The 19,581-nt window shown below is 64.0% G+C and carries 20 protein-coding genes; 12 read left to right on the top strand and 8 right to left on the bottom strand.

What is annotated here, in order from left to right; translation table 11 throughout:
• Positions 1 to 73: 73 nt before the first annotated feature.
• Positions 74 to 718 (bottom strand): response regulator transcription factor, encoded by a 645-nt coding sequence (locus ASD04_RS13610; protein WP_056257911.1) that lies wholly within the window; start codon positions 716 to 718, stop codon positions 74 to 76.
• A complete protein-coding gene (locus ASD04_RS13605; RefSeq protein WP_056257908.1) occupies positions 715 to 2,097 on the bottom strand; it encodes a cache domain-containing protein in 1,383 nt (460 codons plus the stop codon). Before ASD04_RS13605 ends, ASD04_RS13610 begins: the two co-directional genes overlap by 4 nt.
• Before the next feature lie 237 nt (positions 2,098 to 2,334).
• Between ASD04_RS13605 and ASD04_RS13600 the strand changes: the two genes are divergently transcribed.
• On the top strand, positions 2,335 to 3,435 hold the full coding sequence (locus tag ASD04_RS13600) for a TRAP transporter substrate-binding protein (protein WP_056257906.1): 1,101 nt from the start codon (positions 2,335 to 2,337) through the stop codon (positions 3,433 to 3,435).
• 131 nt (positions 3,436 to 3,566) lie between these two features.
• Here the strand turns inward: ASD04_RS13600 and ASD04_RS13595 are convergent, their stop codons facing one another.
• Positions 3,567 to 4,958 carry a TRAP transporter large permease subunit gene (locus ASD04_RS13595; protein WP_056257904.1) on the bottom strand — a complete coding sequence of 464 codons (1,392 nt, stop codon included), beginning with the start codon at positions 4,956 to 4,958 and terminating at the stop codon, positions 3,567 to 3,569.
• Complete coding sequence (locus ASD04_RS13590) at positions 4,958 to 5,515, bottom strand: TRAP transporter small permease subunit (protein WP_056257900.1); 558 nt, start codon at positions 5,513 to 5,515, stop codon at positions 4,958 to 4,960. The genes ASD04_RS13595 and ASD04_RS13590 overlap by 1 nt, the downstream gene beginning before the upstream one ends.
• Before the next feature lie 295 nt (positions 5,516 to 5,810).
• Here ASD04_RS13590 and ASD04_RS13585 point away from each other — a divergent pair, with 295 nt between their 5' ends.
• Complete coding sequence (locus ASD04_RS13585) at positions 5,811 to 6,788, top strand: PfkB family carbohydrate kinase (protein WP_056257898.1); 978 nt, start codon at positions 5,811 to 5,813, stop codon at positions 6,786 to 6,788.
• A gap of 89 nt (positions 6,789 to 6,877) precedes the next feature.
• Complete coding sequence (locus tag ASD04_RS13580; RefSeq protein WP_056257896.1) at positions 6,878 to 7,753, top strand: cytochrome c; 876 nt, start codon at positions 6,878 to 6,880, stop codon at positions 7,751 to 7,753.
• Here ASD04_RS13580 and ASD04_RS13575 read toward each other — a convergent pair whose 3' ends face one another.
• The gene (locus ASD04_RS13575; RefSeq protein ID WP_056257893.1) at positions 7,754 to 9,340 is read right to left on the bottom strand and encodes an L-aspartate oxidase; all 1,587 of its coding nucleotides are present in this window, start codon (positions 9,338 to 9,340) and stop codon (positions 7,754 to 7,756) included.
• Between the two features lie 74 nt (positions 9,341 to 9,414).
• On the opposite strand from ASD04_RS13575, the gene ASD04_RS13570 reads away from it, so the two are divergent.
• Positions 9,415 to 9,855 carry a hypothetical protein gene (locus tag ASD04_RS13570; protein WP_056257889.1) on the top strand — a complete coding sequence of 147 codons (441 nt, stop codon included), beginning with the start codon at positions 9,415 to 9,417 and terminating at the stop codon, positions 9,853 to 9,855.
• On the opposite strand, the gene nadA is transcribed toward ASD04_RS13570, so the two are convergent.
• The gene (gene nadA / locus ASD04_RS13565) at positions 9,852 to 10,919 is read right to left on the bottom strand and encodes a quinolinate synthase NadA (protein WP_056257886.1); all 1,068 of its coding nucleotides are present in this window, start codon (positions 10,917 to 10,919) and stop codon (positions 9,852 to 9,854) included. The two genes, ASD04_RS13570 and nadA, sit on opposite strands and share 4 nt — an antisense overlap.
• A 122-nt stretch (positions 10,920 to 11,041) precedes the next feature.
• On the opposite strand from nadA, the gene eda reads away from it, so the two are divergent.
• The 4 genes from eda (at position 11,042) to modB (ending at position 13,690) form a co-directional block, all read left to right on the top strand.
• Positions 11,042 to 11,677 (top strand): bifunctional 4-hydroxy-2-oxoglutarate aldolase/2-dehydro-3-deoxy-phosphogluconate aldolase, encoded by a 636-nt coding sequence (gene eda, locus ASD04_RS13560; protein WP_056257883.1) that lies wholly within the window; start codon positions 11,042 to 11,044, stop codon positions 11,675 to 11,677.
• 6 nt (positions 11,678 to 11,683) lie between these two features.
• Positions 11,684 to 12,052: a LysR family transcriptional regulator gene (locus ASD04_RS13555; protein WP_056257881.1), complete on the top strand. Its 369-nt coding sequence runs from the start codon at positions 11,684 to 11,686 to the stop codon at positions 12,050 to 12,052.
• Between the two features lie 3 nt (positions 12,053 to 12,055).
• Positions 12,056 to 12,850 (top strand): molybdate ABC transporter substrate-binding protein, encoded by a 795-nt coding sequence (modA, locus tag ASD04_RS13550; protein WP_244488319.1) that lies wholly within the window; start codon positions 12,056 to 12,058, stop codon positions 12,848 to 12,850.
• Positions 12,851 to 13,006: 156 nt separating this feature from the next.
• Positions 13,007 to 13,690 carry a molybdate ABC transporter permease subunit gene (gene modB, locus ASD04_RS13545; RefSeq protein WP_156461264.1) on the top strand — a complete coding sequence of 228 codons (684 nt, stop codon included), beginning with the start codon at positions 13,007 to 13,009 and terminating at the stop codon, positions 13,688 to 13,690.
• Here modB and ligD read toward each other — a convergent pair.
• Positions 13,687 to 14,559, bottom strand: coding sequence for a non-homologous end-joining DNA ligase (gene ligD / locus ASD04_RS13540; protein WP_280137678.1), 873 nt, complete (start codon positions 14,557 to 14,559; stop codon positions 13,687 to 13,689). The two genes, modB and ligD, sit on opposite strands and share 4 nt — an antisense overlap.
• A gap of 188 nt (positions 14,560 to 14,747) precedes the next feature.
• Between ligD and ASD04_RS13535 the strand changes: the two genes are divergently transcribed.
• The 3 genes from ASD04_RS13535 to ASD04_RS13525 all read left to right on the top strand — a co-directional run bounded on the left by ASD04_RS13535 (position 14,748) and on the right by ASD04_RS13525 (position 17,569).
• A complete protein-coding gene (locus tag ASD04_RS13535) occupies positions 14,748 to 15,734 on the top strand; it encodes an SPFH domain-containing protein (RefSeq protein ID WP_056257868.1) in 987 nt (328 codons plus the stop codon).
• A 13-nt stretch (positions 15,735 to 15,747) separates the two neighbouring features.
• Positions 15,748 to 16,197: an NfeD family protein gene (locus ASD04_RS13530; RefSeq protein WP_056257865.1), complete on the top strand. Its 450-nt coding sequence runs from the start codon at positions 15,748 to 15,750 to the stop codon at positions 16,195 to 16,197.
• Between the two features lie 106 nt (positions 16,198 to 16,303).
• Positions 16,304 to 17,569 (top strand): outer membrane beta-barrel protein, encoded by a 1,266-nt coding sequence (locus ASD04_RS13525; protein ID WP_162245135.1) that lies wholly within the window; start codon positions 16,304 to 16,306, stop codon positions 17,567 to 17,569.
• Here ASD04_RS13525 and galU read toward each other — a convergent pair.
• A complete protein-coding gene (galU, locus tag ASD04_RS13520; RefSeq protein WP_056257860.1) occupies positions 17,566 to 18,450 on the bottom strand; it encodes a UTP--glucose-1-phosphate uridylyltransferase GalU in 885 nt (294 codons plus the stop codon). The genes ASD04_RS13525 and galU overlap by 4 nt on opposite strands.
• A gap of 94 nt (positions 18,451 to 18,544) precedes the next feature.
• Here galU and galE point away from each other — a divergent pair, with 94 nt between their 5' ends.
• A complete protein-coding gene (galE, locus tag ASD04_RS13515; protein WP_056257857.1) occupies positions 18,545 to 19,531 on the top strand; it encodes a UDP-glucose 4-epimerase GalE in 987 nt (328 codons plus the stop codon).
• Positions 19,532 to 19,581: the final 50 nt, after the last annotated feature.

The following is a 19,581-nucleotide window of genomic DNA, read 5'->3' as shown; positions in this document are numbered from 1 at the left end:
GCGGGACCGTCGCTGCGGTCCACATCAAGGGCAACACCGGGGCGGCGGAAATAATCCCGCCGGGGCAAGATTTTCAGTCGCCGGCCATCAGCCCATGGTCGATGACGTAGCGGGTGAGGCCCGCCGTGGTGCCGATACCGAGCTTTTTCTTGATATTCTTGCGGTGGGTCTCGACGGTGCGCACAGAAATGTCGAGCTCGGCCGCCACGTCCTTGTTGGATTGCCCCTGCGCGAGCAGCAGCAGCACCGCCTGTTCGCGCGTGGTGAGCGGCACCACGGCGCTCGGCTTCTGGCCTTTCTGCAATATGGCCTCGGTAACCCCGGAGGAAAAATAGGTGCCATGGGCGGCCACCGCCTCGATGGCCGAGATGATCTCGGCGGGTGGCACGTCCTTGAGGATGTAGCCGGAGGCGCCGAACAGCACGGCTGTAGAGATATATTCTCTGCTGTCATGCATGGAGAGCATGAGCAGGCGCGTTCGCGGCAATCGCTCGCGGAACAGCTCGATCGCGTCGAGGCCGCTGAGCTCTGGCAGGTTGATATCCATCAGCACGACGTCGGGATTTGCCTGCGCCGCCAGGTCCAGCGCCGCGTGGGCCGAGCGGACTGCGCCGACCACCTGGATATGGTCGAAGGTTTCCACCACGGCGCGGATGCCTTCGAGCACCAGGGGATGGTCGTCGCAGATCAGGACCTTGATGGGGGCGGGAGCGCTCATGCGGGCACGGGGTCGGGTTTCTTGGTGAGATAGGTGGACTTGGGAAGATGCGCCCGGAGCACGGTGCCCTTTGCAGTGGTGCGGACTTCCAGCGAGCCGCCGAAATGTTCCATGCGCTCCTGCATGTTGCGCAGGCCAAGGCCGCTTTTGCTGCGGGTGGCCGGCAGGTGGGCAAAGCCCTGGCCGTTGTCCTCGATCAGCATTTGCGGGCCATTGCCGGCGCTGGTGATGATGACGCTGACCCGCGTGGCATTGGCGTGACGCTCGATATTGGTCAGCGCCTCCTGCGCCACGCGGTAAAGCGCTGTGCGCGCCTCGGGGAGGATCAGGTTCTTGAACGCGACCGATTTGAGTTCGACCGTGATGCCGGTGCGTTCGGCAAAGCTGCCGGTCAATGCTTCCAGCGCTGCGGTCAGGCCCAGATCGTCCAGCATGCCGGGCCGCAGGTCGTGAGAGATGCGGCGCACCTCCTTGATCGCGTCGTTGATCCCCCTTGCGCCGCGCTCGATGACATCGGCGGCATCGGTGGCGCCCGAACGCACCTTGGTCGCCGCCAGGTCGAGCATGTAGCGGGCGCCGACCATGGTCTGGGAAATGCCATCATGCAGCTCGCGGGCAATGCGGGCGCGCTCCTCTTCCTGCGTATCGACGACGCGCTGGGTGAGTTCCTTGAGTTTGCCGTCGGCCAGGCGTCGCTCATGCAGGGTGATGAGGAAGCTGGCGAGGAAGACTGCGAAGACGATGGGCACGGTAATGGCGGCCACGATGAGGAAAGTCGTGTTGATATGGCTGCGCAAGTCGTTCTCGGCGGCCGCGGTCTGGGCGAAGACGTCGTCGAGATAGACGCCTGTGCCCAGCATCCAGCGCCATTTGTCGAGCCCGACCGCCCAGGAGAGCTTGTCGGCGATCTCGCCGGTGGAGGGTTTCTCCCACTTGTATTGATGCAGGCCCCCGCCTTCCTTGGCGCGTTCGATCAGGTTGTAGATGACGCGGTTGCCGTCCGGATCGGTCATGTTGATCCAGTTCTGGCCGTGGCGGAACGCCTGGCGTGGGTGGACGATGTTCACGCCGTCATAATCGTAGGCAAAGAAGTAGCCGTCCGGTCCATAGTCGAGTTCGGAGAGGATCGCCTGCACCTGCCGCTTGGCCTCCTCGTCGTCGGCATCGGCCGCCTGGTAGATATCGGCAATTGCCGAAACGGCCATGTTGGTGAGATTGAGGAGTTCGTTTTCCTTGGCCCGGAGCAGGTTGCGCTCGAAGGTGGCGATGCTCGCCCGCGCCAGCTGGGTGGATTGAAATGTCACCAGCGCCGTGATGGCGAGGATCGCCAGCACCAGCGGCAGCACGGACAAGGCCAGGATTTTCTGTCTGAGATTCATGGGCGCCGCGAGGCTCCTCCACCCGTTGCGCGGCAGTCTAGCACGCCGCGCGGCGGCCGTTCTGCGTATTAATGGGTAGGCCGGCATCGGGATCGGCGGCGCCCGGCATGCCCGCACTGGACAGCGGGCGCTTGGGGCGCAACTCTGTCTCCGCACGAGTCCGCCCTCGTGACAGCTATGGAGCAGGCGGCAACTCAAAACCGGCGGCATCAATGCCGCATTCTGTTGGGAGGAATTATGAAAAGACGCGAATTTTTCAAGTCGGCCTCAGTCGCCACTATCGGCGCTGCCGCCGCTGCCACGCTGGCCGCCCCTGCCATTGCGCAGGGCAATATCAACTGGCGAATGGTCACCACCTGGCCCAAGAATTTCCCGGGGCTCGGTGTTGGCGCCCAGCGCTTGGCCGATCGCATCACCGCCGCTTCGGGCGGGCGCCTCACCATCCAGGTCTTTGCGGCCGGTGAAATGGTGCCTGGCCTGCAGGCGCTCGATGCCGTCATCGACGGTTCGGCCGAAATGAGCCACGGTGCTGCCTATTACTGGCAGAACAAGAGCCAGGGCCTGTCGTTCTTTACCGGCGTGCCCTACGGCATGACCAGCCGCGAACTGACCGGCTGGGTCCGGCACATGGGCGGCCAGGAAATCTGGGATGAGATCTACGACCAGTTCGGCGTGCAGGGCTTCCTGTCCGGCGATACCGGCACCCAGGCGGGCGGCTGGTTCAAGAACGAGCTGACCGGCGTCGCCGATGTGCAGGGCCTGCGCTTCCGCACCCCGGGCATGGGCGGTCAGGTCTGGGCCAAGCTGGGCGCCTCTGTGACCAACCTGGCTGCCGGCGAAATCTTCGCCGCTCTGCAGTCGGGCACCCTCGATGCGGCCGAATTCGTCGGTCCCTATAACGATCTGGCGCTCGGCTTCTACCAGATCGCCAAGAATTACTACTTCCCCAGCTTCATCGAGCCGGGCCTGGCTACCGAACTGGTGGTGGACAAGGCCAAGTATCAGGAGCTGCCGGCCGACCTGCAGGCTCTCGTCAAGGATGTCTGCCAGGCCGAATACGACAATGTGGCGGCCGACTTCGCCGCCAACGACCCGCGTGCCCTGCAGTCGCTGGTCAGCGAGCACGGTGTGCAGATCAGGCAGTTCCCCGAGGAAATCCTCGAGGCCGGTGCCAAAGCCGCCGTCGAAGTGCTCAGCGAGATCCGTGAAGGTGGCGACGCCCTCACCAAGAAGACCGCCGAAAGCTTTGTCGCTGCCCTCAATGTGGTGCGCCAGAAGACCGACGGCACCGACTCGCTTTTCCTGGCGGCCCGCGAGAAGTACTTCAAGCTGAGCTAAGGCCAGCGCCGAAACTGAAAGGCCCCATCGCTTCGGCGATGGGGCCTTTTCTATTCCCGCGTGGAGGCCGCAAGAAGAAGGGCCCCGGATGGATAATCCGGGGCCCTTGCAGTGCGGCGGTATGGTTGCCTTCAGTGATAGATTAGATCGGGCAGCCAGGTGATGAGCTGGGGGAAGATGAACAGGATGATCAGCCCCGTCAGTTGCAGGATCACGAAGGGCACCACGCCCCGGTATATCATGCCGGTGGTGACCCGCGCCGGCGCCACGCCGCGCAGGTAGAACAGCGAGAAGCCGAAGGGCGGCGTGAGGAAGCTGGTCTGCAGGTTCACGCCAACCATGACGCCCAGCCAGATCGGGTCGACGCCCAGCGTCAGCAGCACCGGCGCGGTGATCGGAATCACGATGAAGATGATTTCGAACGTGTCCAGGATGAACCCGAGCAGGAACATGATGAACATCACGATGATCGTGGCGCCGATCGCTCCGCCTGGCATGGACGAGAGGAATTCATGCACCAGGTTGTCGCCGCCCATCGTGCGGAAGACAATGGAGAAAACCGCGGCACCGAACAGGATGATGAACACCATCGAGGTGATGGTGGCCGTCGAGATCACCGCCTGGCGCAGGATGGAGAGCCCCAGCTTGCCGCGCAGGGCGGCCAGGATCATGGCGCCGACCGAACCCACCGAGGCGGCTTCAGTGGGGGTGGCGATACCGGCCAGGATGGAGCCGAGAACGGCCAGGATCAGCAGCAGCGGCGGAATGAGTGCGACCACCACTTCACGCAGCAGTCCGTCCTTCTCGGCCTCCGGCACCGGCGTTGCCGGGCAGGATTTGGGGTCGGTGATGGCCTTGAAGATCACCCAGCTGGCATAGAGACCGACCAGTACCAGGCCGGGAATGATGGCCCCGGCAAACAGGGCGCCCACCGAAACGGGCTCGGGAGCAAAATTGCCCTGCTCCATCTGTACCTGGGCGTTGATGCCCGAGAGCATGTCGCCCATGAAGATGAGGACGGTCGAGGGCGGGATGATCTGCCCCAGCGTGCCCGAGGCGCATATCACGCCGGTCGCCAGTTTGGGATCGTAGCCGGCGCGCAGCATGGCGGGCAGCGAGATGAGGCCCATGGTGACCACCGTAGCGCCGACCACGCCGGTCGAGGCGGCGAGCAGAGCGCCCACCAGGATGACCGAGAGGCCGAGGCCCCCACGCAGGTTGCCGAACAGCTTGCCCATCGTGAGCAGCAACTGCTCGGCTATGCCGGATCGCTCCAGCATGACGCCCATGAAGATGAAAAGTGGTACCGCCACCAGCACTTCATTGGTCATCATGCCTATGTAGCGGCCGACCAGCGAGCCATAGTTGGATGGGTCGTAGACGCCCAGCACCCACCCGACGAGGCCGAAAATCAGGGCCGTGCCGGCCAGCGAGAACGCGACCGGGAAGCCAATCAAGAGTACGCCGATGACGCCAACGAACATAAGGGCGGCGAGGATTTCGCCAATGAGAACGGGATCCATCAATGCACTTCCTTGGCGTCGTTGTAGCGCAGATCATCGGGCAGCAGGTCTTCGCGGTTGGCCAGCACCAGGATGGCGCGGGCCGCCATGGCAAGGCCCTGCAGGCCCACCAGCACGCAGAACAGGATGATGAAGCCCTTGAGCAAGAACAGCCCCGGCATGCCCCCGATATTGGCCGATCCCTCCTGGTAGCCCCACGAGCGCGTCACGGCGGGCCAGGCATAATGAAAGACCACGTAGATATAGGGCAAAAGGAAGAATACCACGCCGAACAGATCGGCAATGGCCTTCTTCCGCAACGGCGCGGGACGGTAGAAGATGTCGACGCGCACATGGTCGTCGCGCATCAGCGCGAAGCCGGCGACGCCGGTGAACATGGCCCCGCCCAGCCACACGTAGAGATCCTGCATCCACAATGTGGATGAGTTGAATACATAGCGCTCCACCACAACGGCGAAGCAGACCAGCACGCATCCGAGCGCCAGCCATGACAGCACTTCACCAACGATGCGGTTCAGACCACCGATCGTGCGGACGAGCATAGCAAGGGCTTGCATATTATCCTCCCCTCTCCCCGCCGGGATGTTCCCGGCCTTGAGCCGATTGAACGGCACCTTGCAATCAGGTCAACACGACTGGTCGATCCTTCGCAAGATGCTCCCGGCAATACAGCCGAAGCGATAGGGGAAAGGCGCGGGCATCACAACGGCGGGTGGAGCAGAAGTGGTGCCGGGCCCGTAATAGTGGGTAGACCAGCAGGCTGCGCCCGCAGGCTGGGCATCTGCTCACGCCGCTGGTGACAGAGCCGCCAAAAATGCTATGTCGCTGCCGACTGCGCCGGGAGGGCATTGCATGTTTGTCGTTGGTGGGGAAAGCCTGATCGATCTCAAGGCCGAGGTGGCGCTGCCCGGCGGCGCGCTGATCGGGCGCGACGGCGAAAACCAGATCGTGATGACGGCCCATCCGGGGGGGTCGCCCTATAACTGCGCCATCGCGCTGGCCAAGCTGGGCAATCCCACCGGCTTTCTCTGCCCGATCTCGGCCGATGCGTTCGGCGATTACCTGCTGGGGCCGCTCGATGAAGCCGGCGTCAAGCCACTGCTGCCCGAGCGGGTCAAGGACTATACCACGCTGGCCGTGGTCAATTTCGACGCCAATCACAATGCACGCTATGGCTTCTACCGCTCGGCCGATGGCGCCATCGATGCCGCCAAGGGCATCGCGGCCCTGCCGGAAAAACTCGACCTCTACCAGATCGGCGGCTTCTGCCCGATCAAGCCGGACGAGGCAGCCCTCTGGCTCCAAATTGTCGAGGCGGCGATCGCCAAGGGCGCGACTATTTCCATCGACCCCAATGTGCGACCGAGCCTGGTCGACGATTTCGCCGGCTACAAGAGCCGGCTCGCCACCTTCCTCGACCTGGCCCATGTGGTGAAAATGTCCGAGGAAGACCTTGAAGCGCTCGACAGCGCCATGAGCATCGAGCAGCACGCGGCGGACCTGCTGGCCCGACCCAATTGCCAGCTCGTGGTGGTGACGCTGGGCGACAAGGGCTCGCGCGCCTTCACCAAAGCCGGCAAGGCGCAGGCGGCGATCCATGCGCCGCCGGTTTTCGGCGACACGGTGGGCGCGGGCGACAGCCTCATGGCCGGCATTCTGTCCTGGCTGCATGAGCGCGGGCTGCTCAAACCGGGCCGGCTCGACGGGCTGGGGGATGGTGCCCTCGGCGACATGCTCCACTTTGGCGCTGTGGTGGCCGGGATCAATTGCGGCCGCAAGGGCTGCAAGCCACCCACCCGCGCCGAGGTTGATGCCGTACTCAGAAAATAATCCCGGCCCGGAACCTAAAATTTCCGTTAGTTGCCAGCATCCGCGGGCTCTGCTCTCTATGCGCGTCATGGCGACAGGGGATTGATGCGATGCGGCGATGGCTAGTGGTTCTGGGCATGCTGGCCGTCATCGGCGTTGGCGCGGCCGTCTATTTCCTCAAGCCCGTCACCGGCCCGGCGCGTGACCTGACGCTGGTCGGGGATGTCGAGCGCGGCAATTACCTGATCCGGCTGGGCGGTTGCGTCGCCTGCCACACCGATGCGGCCAATGGCAGGGCGTTCCTTTCGGGTGGGGCAGGGCTGGAAACGCCGTTCGGAACCTTCGTGCCGCCCAATATCACCTCCGACCCCAATGCCGGGATCGGCAATTGGACGCTGGCGCAATTTGCCGAGGCGATGAGCAATGGCATGGGGCCGCAGGGTCATCTCTATCCGGCTTTCCCCTATGAGAATTATACGCTGATGAGCGACCAGGAGATTGCCGACCTCTATGCGGCGCTGATGGCGACCGAGCCAGTGAACGAGCCGGCTTCCGACAGCACGGTACCCTTCCCGTTCAATATCCGCCTCGCCATGGCGGGCTGGCAGAACCTCTTTTTCTCCCCCGCCCGTTTCGTGCCGGAGGAGGGACGCTCCGATGCCTATAATCGCGGCAAGTATCTAGCCTACGGCCCGGCCCATTGCGTGTCCTGCCACACGCCACGCAATGCGCTGGGCGCGCTGGACTGGAGCAAGGCTCTTACCGGCTCGCCCGGCGGTACCGGCGGGCGGGCCCCGGCCATCACCCGCGATGCGTTGTTCGGCCAGGGCTATGACGAGGCTATCCTGGCGCAGACCCTGCTCGACGGCTTTACCCCCGGCTTCGACGTATTGGGCGGCCCGATGGGCGAGGTAATCGCCGATTCCACCTCTCAATGGACCGATGCCGATCGCGCGGCGATTGCCGAATTCCTGATGGCGGAGTGATCAAGCCCCGGCGCGGATAGCCAGGGCCTCCTCCAGCGCCATAGCTGTGTGGTGTTCCCAGTTTTCATCGGTCTGCGGATAGTCGGTGCGGAAGTGTCCGCCGCGGCTTTCAGTTCGCTTGAGCGCTGCCGCCGCGACGAGCGTGGCCGATGTCGTCATGTTGAGATAGGCGCTGGTGACCTGCTCGGCAGTGGCTTCGAGGTGGGCAATGCCGCGTAAAGCCTGCCGCAGGCCGTCGGCATTGCGCTCGACACCGACCAGGTCGGTCATGATGCGGCGCAAGTCCTGCACCGCCACGGTGCCGCGCAGCACATCCTCGGCCTTTTCGCCCTCGGCTTCGTTCCACTCGATGCCCCTGAACGGGGTCAGCTCGCTGGCCGGTTCGAGTCCGCCTATGTCTTCGGCGATACGCGCACCATAGACCGTGGCTTCGAGCAGCGAATTGGAGGCCAGCCGGTTGGCGCCGTGCAGGCCCGTGCAACTGGCTTCGCCGCAGACCCAGAGGCCCGGCAGGGACGACCGCCCGCGTTCGTCCACCTTGACGCCCCCCATGTGGAAGTGGGCGGCTGGCGTGACGGGGATGAGGCCGGTCACCGGGTCGATGCCGGCGTCGAGGCAATATCTGGACACGGTGGGAAAGCGGGTGAGAATGGCCTCGCCCAGCGCCTGCCTTGTATCGAGGAACACCTTCCGGCCTGCCTGGATTTGCCGGAAATTGGCGCGGGCAACAACATCGCGCGGGGCCAGTTCGGCATCGGGATGGATAGCCGGCATGAAGCGCTCGCCCAGGTCATTGACCAGGATGGCGCCCTCGCCGCGCAGAGCCTCGGTTGCCAGTGGAGCAGGATCGGCGCCTGTCGCAATCGCGGTAGGGTGGAATTGCACGAATTCGGCATCGGCAATCAGCGCGCCGGCCCGCGCCGCCATGCCCATGGCATGTCCGCGTACGCCCGGCGGATTGGTGGTGACGGCATAGAGCCCGCCCAGCCCGCCGGCGGCCAGCACCGTGGCGCGGGCGCGGATGAAGACCGGCTCGGAATAGCGGTCGCCCAGCCTTCGGCAGAACACGCCGACAATGCGGCCATTGTCGCGGGCCAGGCTCAGCGCGGTGATGCCTTCCACGATACGGATCGAGGGAGTGCGGCGCACTTCGGCGATGATGGCCTGCATGATGGCCCAGCCGGCCCGGTCGCCCTCGACCTTGACGATGCGGTTGGCGGAATGGGCGGCTTCGCGGCCCAGTTCGTAATGGCCGAAATCGTCGCGATCGAACGGCGTGCCCCAGCGGGCCAGATCCTCGATGCGGGCGGCAGCCTCGGATGTGACGCTTTCGGCCGTGCCGTGATCGACAATGCCGGCACCGGCCATTTCAGTATCCACCGCATGGGCATGGCTGCTGTCGCCTTCGCCGACTGCCGCCGCCACGCCGCCCTGCGCCCAGGCCGAGGAGGCGCCGAAGCCCAGCGGCTTGGGGGAAAGCACGGTCACCGGGCGCGGCGACAGCTTGAGCGCAGTAAAGAGCCCGGCGAGCCCAGCGCCCACGATCAGGGCGCCATCGGCATTGAGGGTGTTTTCGAAGATGGTCATGGCTGGAGCGGCTCCGCTTGCAAGCTCTGTGGTTCTACGTAAGGTCTTTCCGGCAGGGAAGCCGGAGAGAACCATTGGTCGGCAGCGAGGAAGATGGTCTGGGCGAGGAGAGGCAGCGCGGCTTTGCGGCCGATGAAAGCCTTGATGCCTATACCAGCCTGCAGAGGCTCGTATTCGTCAGCTATGGCTATCGTTGCGCGCTGACCGGCGCGCAATTTGCTGCTCCGGCATCGGCGCTGCACCCCGATCTCGACGTGGTCGCCATCCAGCCGCGCGAGCAGGGCGGCCCGTTGACCATCACCAATTACCTGCCGATGATCGCATCGCTGACCCCGGCATTCCGCGATGGCCTTATCGCCATCGAGGATGACTATCGCATCCTGGTGCCTCGTCCCGAACTGCTCGGCCGCGAAATGCTGTCGGCCCTGCGGGCACGGCTGGTGCTGCCGGAAAGCCCGTTCCGCCCCGATGCCGCGTTCCTGGCCTATCATCGCCGCTATGCCCTGGGCCGCTAATCGCCCTTCCGGCTCATCTCGATCATCCGCTCCACTGCCAGCCGTGCCGGTGGGATGATTGCCGGGTCCACCACCACTTCTTCGGTCATGGTGTAGAGGCTCCACAGCACGTTTTCGAGGTTGATGCGCTTCATGTGCGGGCAGATGTTACAGCCGCGCAGGAAGTCGACGCCCGTGGTTTCGCTCGCCACATTGTCCGACATCGAGCATTCGGTGACCATCACCACGCGCGGCGGCTTGGTGGTCTTGACCCAGTCGATCATCGCCGCGGTCGAGCCGGCAAAATCCACCGCGTCGATCACTTCGGGCGGGCATTCGGGGTGGGCGATGATCTTGGCCGTCGGATAGGCGTGGCGCAGTTCGGAAATATCCTCGGCCGTGAAGGTCTCGTGCACTTCGCAGGCGCCGGCCCAGGTGATGACCTTCTTTTGCGTTTTCTTGGCAGTGTTCTGCGCCAGGTACTGGTCGGGGATCATGATGACCGTGTCGCCCTCTACCCGGTTGACGATATCGAGCGCATTGGACGAGGTGCAGCACACATCCGTCACGGCCTTAACGGCCGCCGAGGTGTTGACATAGGTCACGACAGGCACGCCCGGATATTTCGCCTTCATCATCAGCACGTCGTCAGCGGTGATCGAGGAGGCGAGCGAGCAGCCGGCGCGGCTGTCGGGGATGAGCACGGTCTTTTCCGGATTCAGCAGCTTGCTGGTCTCGGCCATGAAATGCACGCCGCATTGCACGATGACCTGCTGTTTGACCTTGGTCGCCTCGATGGCGAGTTGCAGGCTGTCGCCGACGATATCGGCGACGCCGTGATAGATCTGCGGTGTCTGGTAATTGTGCGCCAGGATGACCGCATCCTTCCTCTTTTTCAGCCGGTTGATCTCGAAGATCAGCGGCGCATAGAAGGGCCATTCAATCTCGGGAATCTTGTCGCGAACGCGCTCGAACACCTTTGCTGTGGCGCGTTCGACAGCCTTGGAGAATTTGAGATCGAAGTGATCGGCGAGGATGGCGCGCGCCTCATCGAGGGGCGTCACCGCGTTGATCGTCTGCACCATGGACGTGTCCTCCCGAAGTCGAGGCGGAACCTAGGGATATTTCCCCGGCTTTTCAATGAACGGGGTTGCAGGAATTTCGCCAAGCTCCTAACCGTTCCCCAACAGCCCGACGAGGACAGACCATGCCACAAGACGCCGCCGCCATCCGTTCCATCCTCTCGCTTGCCCCGGTCGTGCCGGTGATCATCCTTGATGATGTCAGCCAGGCGCGGCCATTGGCCGAGGCGCTGGTGGCCGGCGGGTTGCCGATCCTCGAGGTCACCCTGCGTACGCCCAATGCGCTCAAAGTGATGGAAGAAATGGCCAAGGTGACCGGCGCCATTGTCGGCTCGGGCACGGTACGCACCGGCTTGCATATGAAACAGTCGGTCGATGCCGGCTGCCGCTTCATGGTGTCGCCGGGCATCTCCCCACGCATTCTCGATGCGGCCGACGATATCGGCATTCCGCTGCTGCCGGGCATCGCCACGCCGAGCGAGGCCATGACGGCGGCCGAGCGCGGCTACAGCTTCCTCAAATTCTTCCCGGCCGAAGCCAATGGTGGCGCCCCGGTGCTCAAGGCCTTCGCCTCGCCGCTGGCTGACATCACCTTCTGCCCGACGGGCGGCATCGATCCTGCCAAGGCCAAGGTCTATCTCGGCCTGCCCAATGTCATCTGCGTCGGCGGCTCCTGGATCATGCCGGCCGATGCCCTGGCCGCCAATGACTGGAGCCGTATCGAGGCGTTGGCGCGTGAGGCCTCCGCGCTGCGGGGGTAGTCCGACATGGCCGATATCCCCGAGGATGGCCTCTCCCATCTCAGGGTTACCTTGAGCGAGGTCGCCTATATCGGGCCGGGCCGGGCCGACCTGCTCGAACTCATCGCCAGCACCGGCTCCATTTCGGCGGCCGGCAAGGCTATGGGCATGAGCTACAAAAGAGCCTGGGGGCTGGTGCAGGCGCTGAACGAGGGGTTCGGGCAGGTGCTGGTCGAATCCAGTCGTGGCGGCGCCAGCCAGGGCGGAGCGCACCTCACCGAAGCCGGGCGGGTGGTGCTCGAGCATTATCGAGCCATGCAGGACAAGACGCGGCAGGCCATTGCCGGAGACGTAGCGGCCCTGAGATCATATTTCGATATGTCTAAACGGAAATAACGCTTGCCTTGGTCCTCCGGGCTGGGTGAAATCCGCTATGGATTTCAAACCATATTGGAGCCGATGATGAACTGCATGGTCCTGGGCGTATTGGCCGGCCTGCTGCTCTCCACCGCCGCACATGCGGAAAGCGTCAGCGTGGCCGTGGCGGCCAATTTCACCAAGGTTGCCGAGGAGCTGGCGCCACTGTTCAAGGCGGAGACGGGCCATGACGTGACCTATAGTTTCGGCGCCACCGGCCAGCTCTATACCCAGATCACGCAGGGCGCGCCGTTCGAGGTGTTTCTTGCCGCAGACGATGTGCGACCCACGCAGGCGGTGACGGAAGGTTTCGGCGTCGGGGGCAGCGTGTTCACCTATGCCATCGGGGCGCTGGCGCTCTACAGCACCTCGATCGATATGGCCGATGGCAAGGCCGTGCTAGAGGCTGGCGCCTTCGACAAGATCGCCATCGCTGACCCCGCGACCGCCCCCTATGGACAGGCCGCTACCGAAACCATTGCCGCGCTTGGCCTCACCGATGCCGTCACGCCCAAGCTGGTGACCGGCGAGAACATCACCCAGACACTGCAATTCGTGGAAAGCGGCAATGCAGAACTCGGCTTCGTCGCCGCCAGCCAGGTAGCCGGCAAATCCGGCGTGTGGATCGTGCCGGCCAACCTGTTCGAGCCGATCCGCCAGGATGCGGTGCTGCTCAAGACCGGCGAGGGCAATCCGGCAGCCACGGCCTATGTCGATTTCCTCAGGAGCGACGCTGCGGTGGTGGTGATCGAGGCGGCGGGCTATCTGGTTGAGTAGCCTGCAGTCCCGTCCAACCCGCAACGTCATTCCCGCGGAAGCGGGAATCCCCCTTCTTGTGTCGACAGGGAGATTCCCGCTTCCGCGGGAATGACGCCGTGAGTTGGCGTAAATGACGAACCGCGTGGCCGGGTGCGGGTCACGCCTGGGAGGGTGATCGTGAGCTTTGCCGATATCTGGACCCCGGTCAGCCTGACGCTGACCCTGGCCGCGATCAACACGCTGATCCTGCTGGTCTTCGGCACGCCCATCGGCTGGTGGCTGGCGCGCAGCGGGAGCCGCTATCGCGAACTGGTCGGGGCCGTGGTGTCCATGCCGCTGGTGCTGCCGCCGACGGTGCTGGGTTTCTACCTGTTGATCGCGCTCGGCCCCAATGGGCCGGGCGGCTGGGTCGCTTCCTTCTGGGGCGGGCGGACGCTGGCCTTTTCCTTCACCGGCCTGGTCATCGGCTCATTCTTTTATTCGCTGCCCTTCATGGTGCAGCCGCTGCGCAACGGCTTTGCCGCTATCGGCAATGACCCGCTGGAAGTGGCTTCGAGCCTGGGTGCCAGCGACTGGCAGCGCTTCTGGCGTGTCGCGCTGCCGCTGGCGCGGCCCGGCTATATCACCGGCGCGGTAATGACCTTCGCGCATACGGTGGGCGAATTCGGCGTAGTGCTGATGATCGGCGGCAATATTCCAGGCCAGACCAAGGTCATCGCCATCGCGCTCTACGACTATGTCGAGCGGCTGCAATGGGGCGAGGCCCATGTCATCGCGCTGGGCATGGTCATCTTCGCCTTCGTGGTCATCGCGGTGACGCTGGGCATCGACCGGCGGGTGAATCTGCCTATGCCTTAGCGCTTCGGCCCGTCCACGGCGCTCCACATGGCCTTGGTGATCGATTGGGTGGTGGTGAAGTAATATTGCCACGGATCGGGCTGCCTGGCCCGCTGGGCGGCGTCAGCCAGCGAAAACTGGCTGGCGGCCTTGATCGTCTTCAGCTCGTCCCAACTGATTGGCACGGCGACCGGAGCGCCTTGCCGCGAGCGGGTGGACCAGGGAGCAATGGCGGTCGCGCCGCGCTCGTTGCGCAGATAGTCGATGAACAGCTTGCCCTTGCGGCTGGCCTTGCGCGAATTGGCCGTGAAGCGATCGGGGAATTTGTCGGCGAGGCGCTGGGCAAAGGTCTTGCAGAAGCCCTTGACCTCGGGCCATTCCGTAACCGGGCGCAGCGGGGCAATGACATGTATGCCCTTGCCGCCGGTCAGAAGCGCGTAGCTGTCCAGCGCCCAGGCGCCGAGTTCGGTGCGGATATCGAGGGCGGCATCGCGCACATGTTCAAAACCCATGCCCTCGTCGGGGTCGATGTCGAAGACAATGCGCTCGGGCCTTTCGATATCGTCGAAACGGGCGCCCCACAGGTGCCACTCCAGCACGTTCATCTGCGTCCCGGCGATCAGCCCGGCCAGGTTCTCGATGTGGAAATAGTTGTCGGTGCTGCCGTCTTTCTCGGTAATCGGCGACGAGGCCATGGCACCGGGAAAGCCGCCGCTGTCGTGCTTCTGGAAGAAGCAGAATTTCGAGCGGCCCTGCGGACAGCGCACCAGGCTCAGCGGACGGTTCGCCACATAGGGCAGCATGGCTTCGGCCACGGCGGCGTAATAGGCGACGAGGTCGGCCTTGGTCACGCCCTGGTCCGGGTATATGACCCGGTCAGCGCTGGTCAGCCTGATACCTGCCGCCTCGGCTGCGGCAATGCCGGCCTGTGGATCGAGTGGGGTGGGCTGGTCCAGCGCAATCTCTCCTGCCGCTTGTCGAACAGCTCAACGTCGATGCGTGCCCGGCGTTCCATGCGTTGCACCGGCCGGCGCGCAACCCTAAAGTCGCGGCCATGAAGACCAAGGGAGAATCAGCGATGGAAATCTTTGACGGCTTCGCGCTCGACGGGCTCAGCATCACGCTGATCGGCCTCGGTATCCTCGCGCTCCTGGTGCTGTTCGCCGGCGCCAAGACGGTGCCGCAGGGTTATAATTATACGGTGGAGCGCTTCGGCAAATATACCCGCACGCTCAAGCCCGGTCTCAACCTGATCGTGCCGTTCATCGACGGCATCGGCAAGAAAATCAACGTCATGGAGCAGGTGCTCGACGTGCCCCACCAGGAGGTGATCACGCGCGACAACGCCTCCATCACCGCCAATGGCGTGACCTTTTATCAAATCCTCGATGCGGCCGCGGCGGCCTATGAGGTGTCCAACCTCGAAAACGCCATCCTCAACCTCACCATGACCAATATCCGTACCGTGATGGGTTCGATGGACCTTGATGAGCTGCTGTCCAATCGCGACGAGATCAACCATCGGCTGCTCAAGGTGGTCGATACGGCCGTGTCGCCCTGGGGCGTCAAGATTACCCGCATCGAGATCAAGGATATCGACCCGCCCAAGGACCTGGTGGATTCGATGGGCCGCCAGATGAAGGCAGAACGCGAGAAAAGAGCAGCCATTCTGGAAGCAGAGGGCAGGCGACAGTCGGCAATCCTGCAGGCAGAAGGCGCCAAGCAGGCGCAGGTGCTGGAGGCCGAGGGCCGCAAGGAAGCTGCCTTCCGGGACGCCGAGGCGCGCGAGCGCTCTGCCGAGGCTGAAGCCAAGGCGACGCAGATGGTCAGCGACGCCATTGCCTCGGGCAATGTGCAGGCCATCAACTATTTCGTCGCCAACAACTATATCAAGGCGCTGGAGGGCATTGCCACGTCGCCCAACCAGAAGGTGCTGATGCTGCCGGTCGAGGCGGCCAGCGTCATCGGCTCGATCGGCGGCATTGCCGAAATCGCCCGCGAAACCTTTGGCGGCGGGGCCCCATCGACGCCGGTCCGGCCAAGCCGGCCGCCATCGGCGGGCTGACAGGAGAAGCGCTATGCAGGTCGTCGATTTCATTGCAGGCAACGGGCCCTGGGCCTGGATCGTTGCCGGACTGGTGCTGCTCGCGCTCGAACTGATCGTGCCGGGCGGATTCCTGCTGTGGATGGGCATTTCAGGCATCGTCACGGGGCTCATCGTGCTGGTCCAGCCCATCGGCTGGCCGCTGCAATGGCTGATCTTCGGCGTGCTGTCGCTGATCAGCATCGCGCTCTGGGTGCGCTGGACGCGCGGCCGGCCGGCGGCCACCGACCGGCCCTATCTCAACCGGCGGGCCGACCAGTTCATCGGCCAGGAGGCGGTGCTCGAACAGGCGATCCAAGAGGGCTTCGGCCGCATCGTGCTGGGAGATACGGTGTGGCGGGTTTCCGGCGCCGACATGCCGGCCGGCCAGCGCGTGCGCATCGTCGGCAATGCGGGCGCGGTGCTCAAGGTCGAGGCGGCCTGACAAGGTTTCGTTAACCATAAGGTGGAAGGATCGCCACGCGCCCGGGCATCACGCTGCGGGTCGATTTCGGCTGGCGGAGAGCATCTTGCCCTTGTGGTCGCAGCAGATGGCAAGACAGGCAGGCGCTACGGCGCTCTGCATGCTTTGCCTTGCCGCGCCGGCACTGGCGCAATCGGGGTATGCCGGCGATGGTTCAGGCACCGACAATGAGCGCCTGCTGCCCGATGTCTATCCAGCCGGGCCGGTGCTCGACAGCGGCGAGTGGCTGCGCGAACCCTATGATCCGCTCTTCGATATCGACTGGTCGGTGGCCCTGCGCGGCAGCTACAGCAAGGCCACGTCGGGCGAACGCTTCGATATCAGGCTGGTCCCAAGCATCGGGCTCGAACATATCGGCAGCCGTTCGGCGATCAATTTCGATGCCAGTGCCGAGATCGTGCGGCCCAGCGAAGGCGGCAAGGTCGATATCGGCGCACTGCGGCTGGGGCTGCAGGCCGGCTATGATCTCGATAGCGTCACCCGCGCCACCGCTGCTGGCAATCTGTCGCTGACCCAGGCGACGCCGGGCACCCCTGGACTGGCCACCAATATCGCCATTGCCCCGCAAACCATCAGCGGCGGCGGCGATGTCGGCATTGCCCGGCAGTTCGGCAAGTTCAACATCGGCGTCACCGGCGCCGCGCAACGCAACATTTTCGGCCCCACGACGCTGACCACCGCTGCCGTGACCGACAATTCCGATCAGAACTACTGGGCGATCGATGCGGGGTTGCGCGTCGGCTTCCAGGTCACTCCGATCTTTGAAGTGTTCGGCCAGGCCGGGGCCGGTCGAGATATCTTCGACCAGCCTTCGACGGCCCTCGCCGCCTATCCCAATGCGACCGACGTCACGCTCAAGGGTGGGGTGACGGGCCGCTGGAACGACATCCTCGAAGTCACGGCCTCGACCGGCGTGGGGCTGCGGCGCTTCGATGCGGCGAGCCTGGGCGAGGTGGTCACCCAGCTCTACGATGCGCAGATCACCTTCACGCCTGATCCGACCTGGCGGATGACGGCGGGCTTTGCCACCACCGTCGCGCCTCCCGGCCCCAATGGCGGCGGCACGGCGCGGGTGGACTATACGGCCAATGCCGAGGTTGCCTATACCGTCAATTCCTGGCTGGGGCTGCGGGCGCTGGCCGATTGGAACGCGGCGCGCTTTGCCGGCAGTGCGGATACCGAGACCGGCTACGGGCTGGGCGCGGGCGCCGACTACAAGGTCAACGCCCACACGGCCCTGTCGGCAGACTATGGCTACGATCACGCCGAGAGCACGGCGAACGGCACGCAGGATGCGCACCGCATCACCGTGGGTATCACACTCTCGCGCTAGAGGTGGTCCTCGAGATCGAGGTTGCGCAGCTCCTTGAGGAAGCCTTCGCGGATGTCGTCGCGGTCCAGCGCGAAGACGACATTGGCAGTCAGGAAGCCCAGCTTGGAGCCGCAGTCGAAGACCTTGCCGTCATATTTGACGCCGGTGAAGGCCTGCTTCTGCATCAGGACCTGCATGGCATCGGTGAGCTGGATTTCGCCGCCTGCGCCCTTGGTCTGTTCGGCCAGCAGGGTAAAGATTTCCGGCTGCAGGATATAGCGCCCGGAAATGAAGAGGTTGGACGGAGCCTCATCGCGCTTGGGCTTTTCGACCATGCCATCGATCTTGAAACCGGTATCGGTGCCTTCGCCGCGCACGACGACACCATAGGAGGACACATCCTCCCAGGCGCATTCCTCGACGCCGATGACGTTGCCGCCGGTTTCCTCGTAAGCGTCCATCATCTGGCGGAGAACGCCCGGCTTGGCGCGAAACACCATATCGGGCAGCAGCAGGGCGAAGGGCTGGTCGCCGACGATATCGCGCGCGCACCAGACGGCATGACCAAGCCCCAGGGGTTCCTGCTGGCGGGTGAAGCTGGTGCGGCCGGCCGAGGGCAGCTCCTTGCGCAACTCGTCGAGCGCCTGCGTCTTGCCGCGCGCTTCCAGCGTCGCCTCAAGCTCGAACTGGCGGTCGAAATGGTCTTCGATGACAGCCTTGTTGCGGCCAGTGACGAAAACGAAATGCTCGATTCCGGCTTCGCGTGCCTCATCGACCGCATACTGGATCAGCGGACGATCGACTACCGTCAGCATTTCTTTGGGCATAGCCTTGGTGGCGGGAAGGAAACGGGTTCCGAGGCCGGCGACGGGAAATACAGCCGTTCTGACGCGCTTGGGCAAATCATGCACTCCATGCTGGGATCAATGTAAAGCTATCTCAACCACTCTAAAATATCATCAAGGCGAATAAGCGATTGAAATACGGAGTTAATCCATGACCGTTCTGGTGACTGGCGGGGCAGGCTATATCGGCAGCCACATGGTGCTGAACCTGACAGATGCCGGCGAAAAGGTGGTCGTGCTCGACAATCTTGTCACCGGATTCGATTGGGCCGTCGATGGCCGGGCGATTTTCGAGCCCGGCAATGCCGGCGATATCGACCATGTGCGGCGGCTGATCGAAAAGCACGGCATTACCGAAATCGTGCATTTCGCCGGCTCGATCGTGGTTCCCGAGTCGGTCATCGACCCGCTGAAATACTATGGCAACAACACCGCGACCTCGCGCAATCTGATCGAGGCCGCGATCAAGGGCGGGGTCAAGCATTTCATCTTTTCCTCGACCGCGGCCGTCTATGGCATGACCGGGCTGGCCCCGGTGGTCGAGACCACGCCGCTCAACCCGATGTCGCCCTATGGCCGCTCCAAGCTGATGACCGAGTGGATGCTGGCCGATGTCGCGGCGGCGCATCCAATGACCTATGGAGTCTTGCGCTACTTCAACGTCGCTGGGGCCGATCCGGGCAAGCGCAGCGGGCAATCGACGCCGCTGGCCACCCATCTCATCAAGGTGGCGTGCCAGACCGCTTTGGGGCAGCGGGACAAGATGGATATCTTCGGCACAGATTACGAAACGCCCGACGGCACCTGCATCCGCGACTATATCCATGTCACCGACCTGATCGCGGCCCATGCGTTGCTGCTCAAGCATTTGCGCGGCGGCGGGGAGAGCACGACGCTCAATTGCGCCTATGGCCAGGGCTATTCGGTCCGGCAGGTGGTCGAGACGGTGCGGGCGGTGTCGGGCGTCGATTTCCGCGCCGAAGAAGGGCCGCGCCGGCCGGGCGATCCGGCCTCGATCACTGCGACCGGAGAGAAGGTGCGGAACCTGCTCGGCTGGGTGCCGCAGCATGACGATCTGACCGAGATTGTCGAATCCGCCTATTGGTGGGAACGCCATCTGATGACACGCAACCGGTAGTTCTGGCCATCGGACTACCCCATTCTCAAGGCCGGGTGACATCGAGTTTG

Origin of the sequence: Devosia sp. Root436 (genome assembly GCF_001426345.1) — a bacterium.
Lineage (GTDB): Bacteria > Pseudomonadota > Alphaproteobacteria > Rhizobiales > Devosiaceae > Devosia.
The sequence above is the reverse complement of the archived record's forward strand: the minus strand, read 5'-3'. Positions and strand labels throughout refer to the sequence as shown.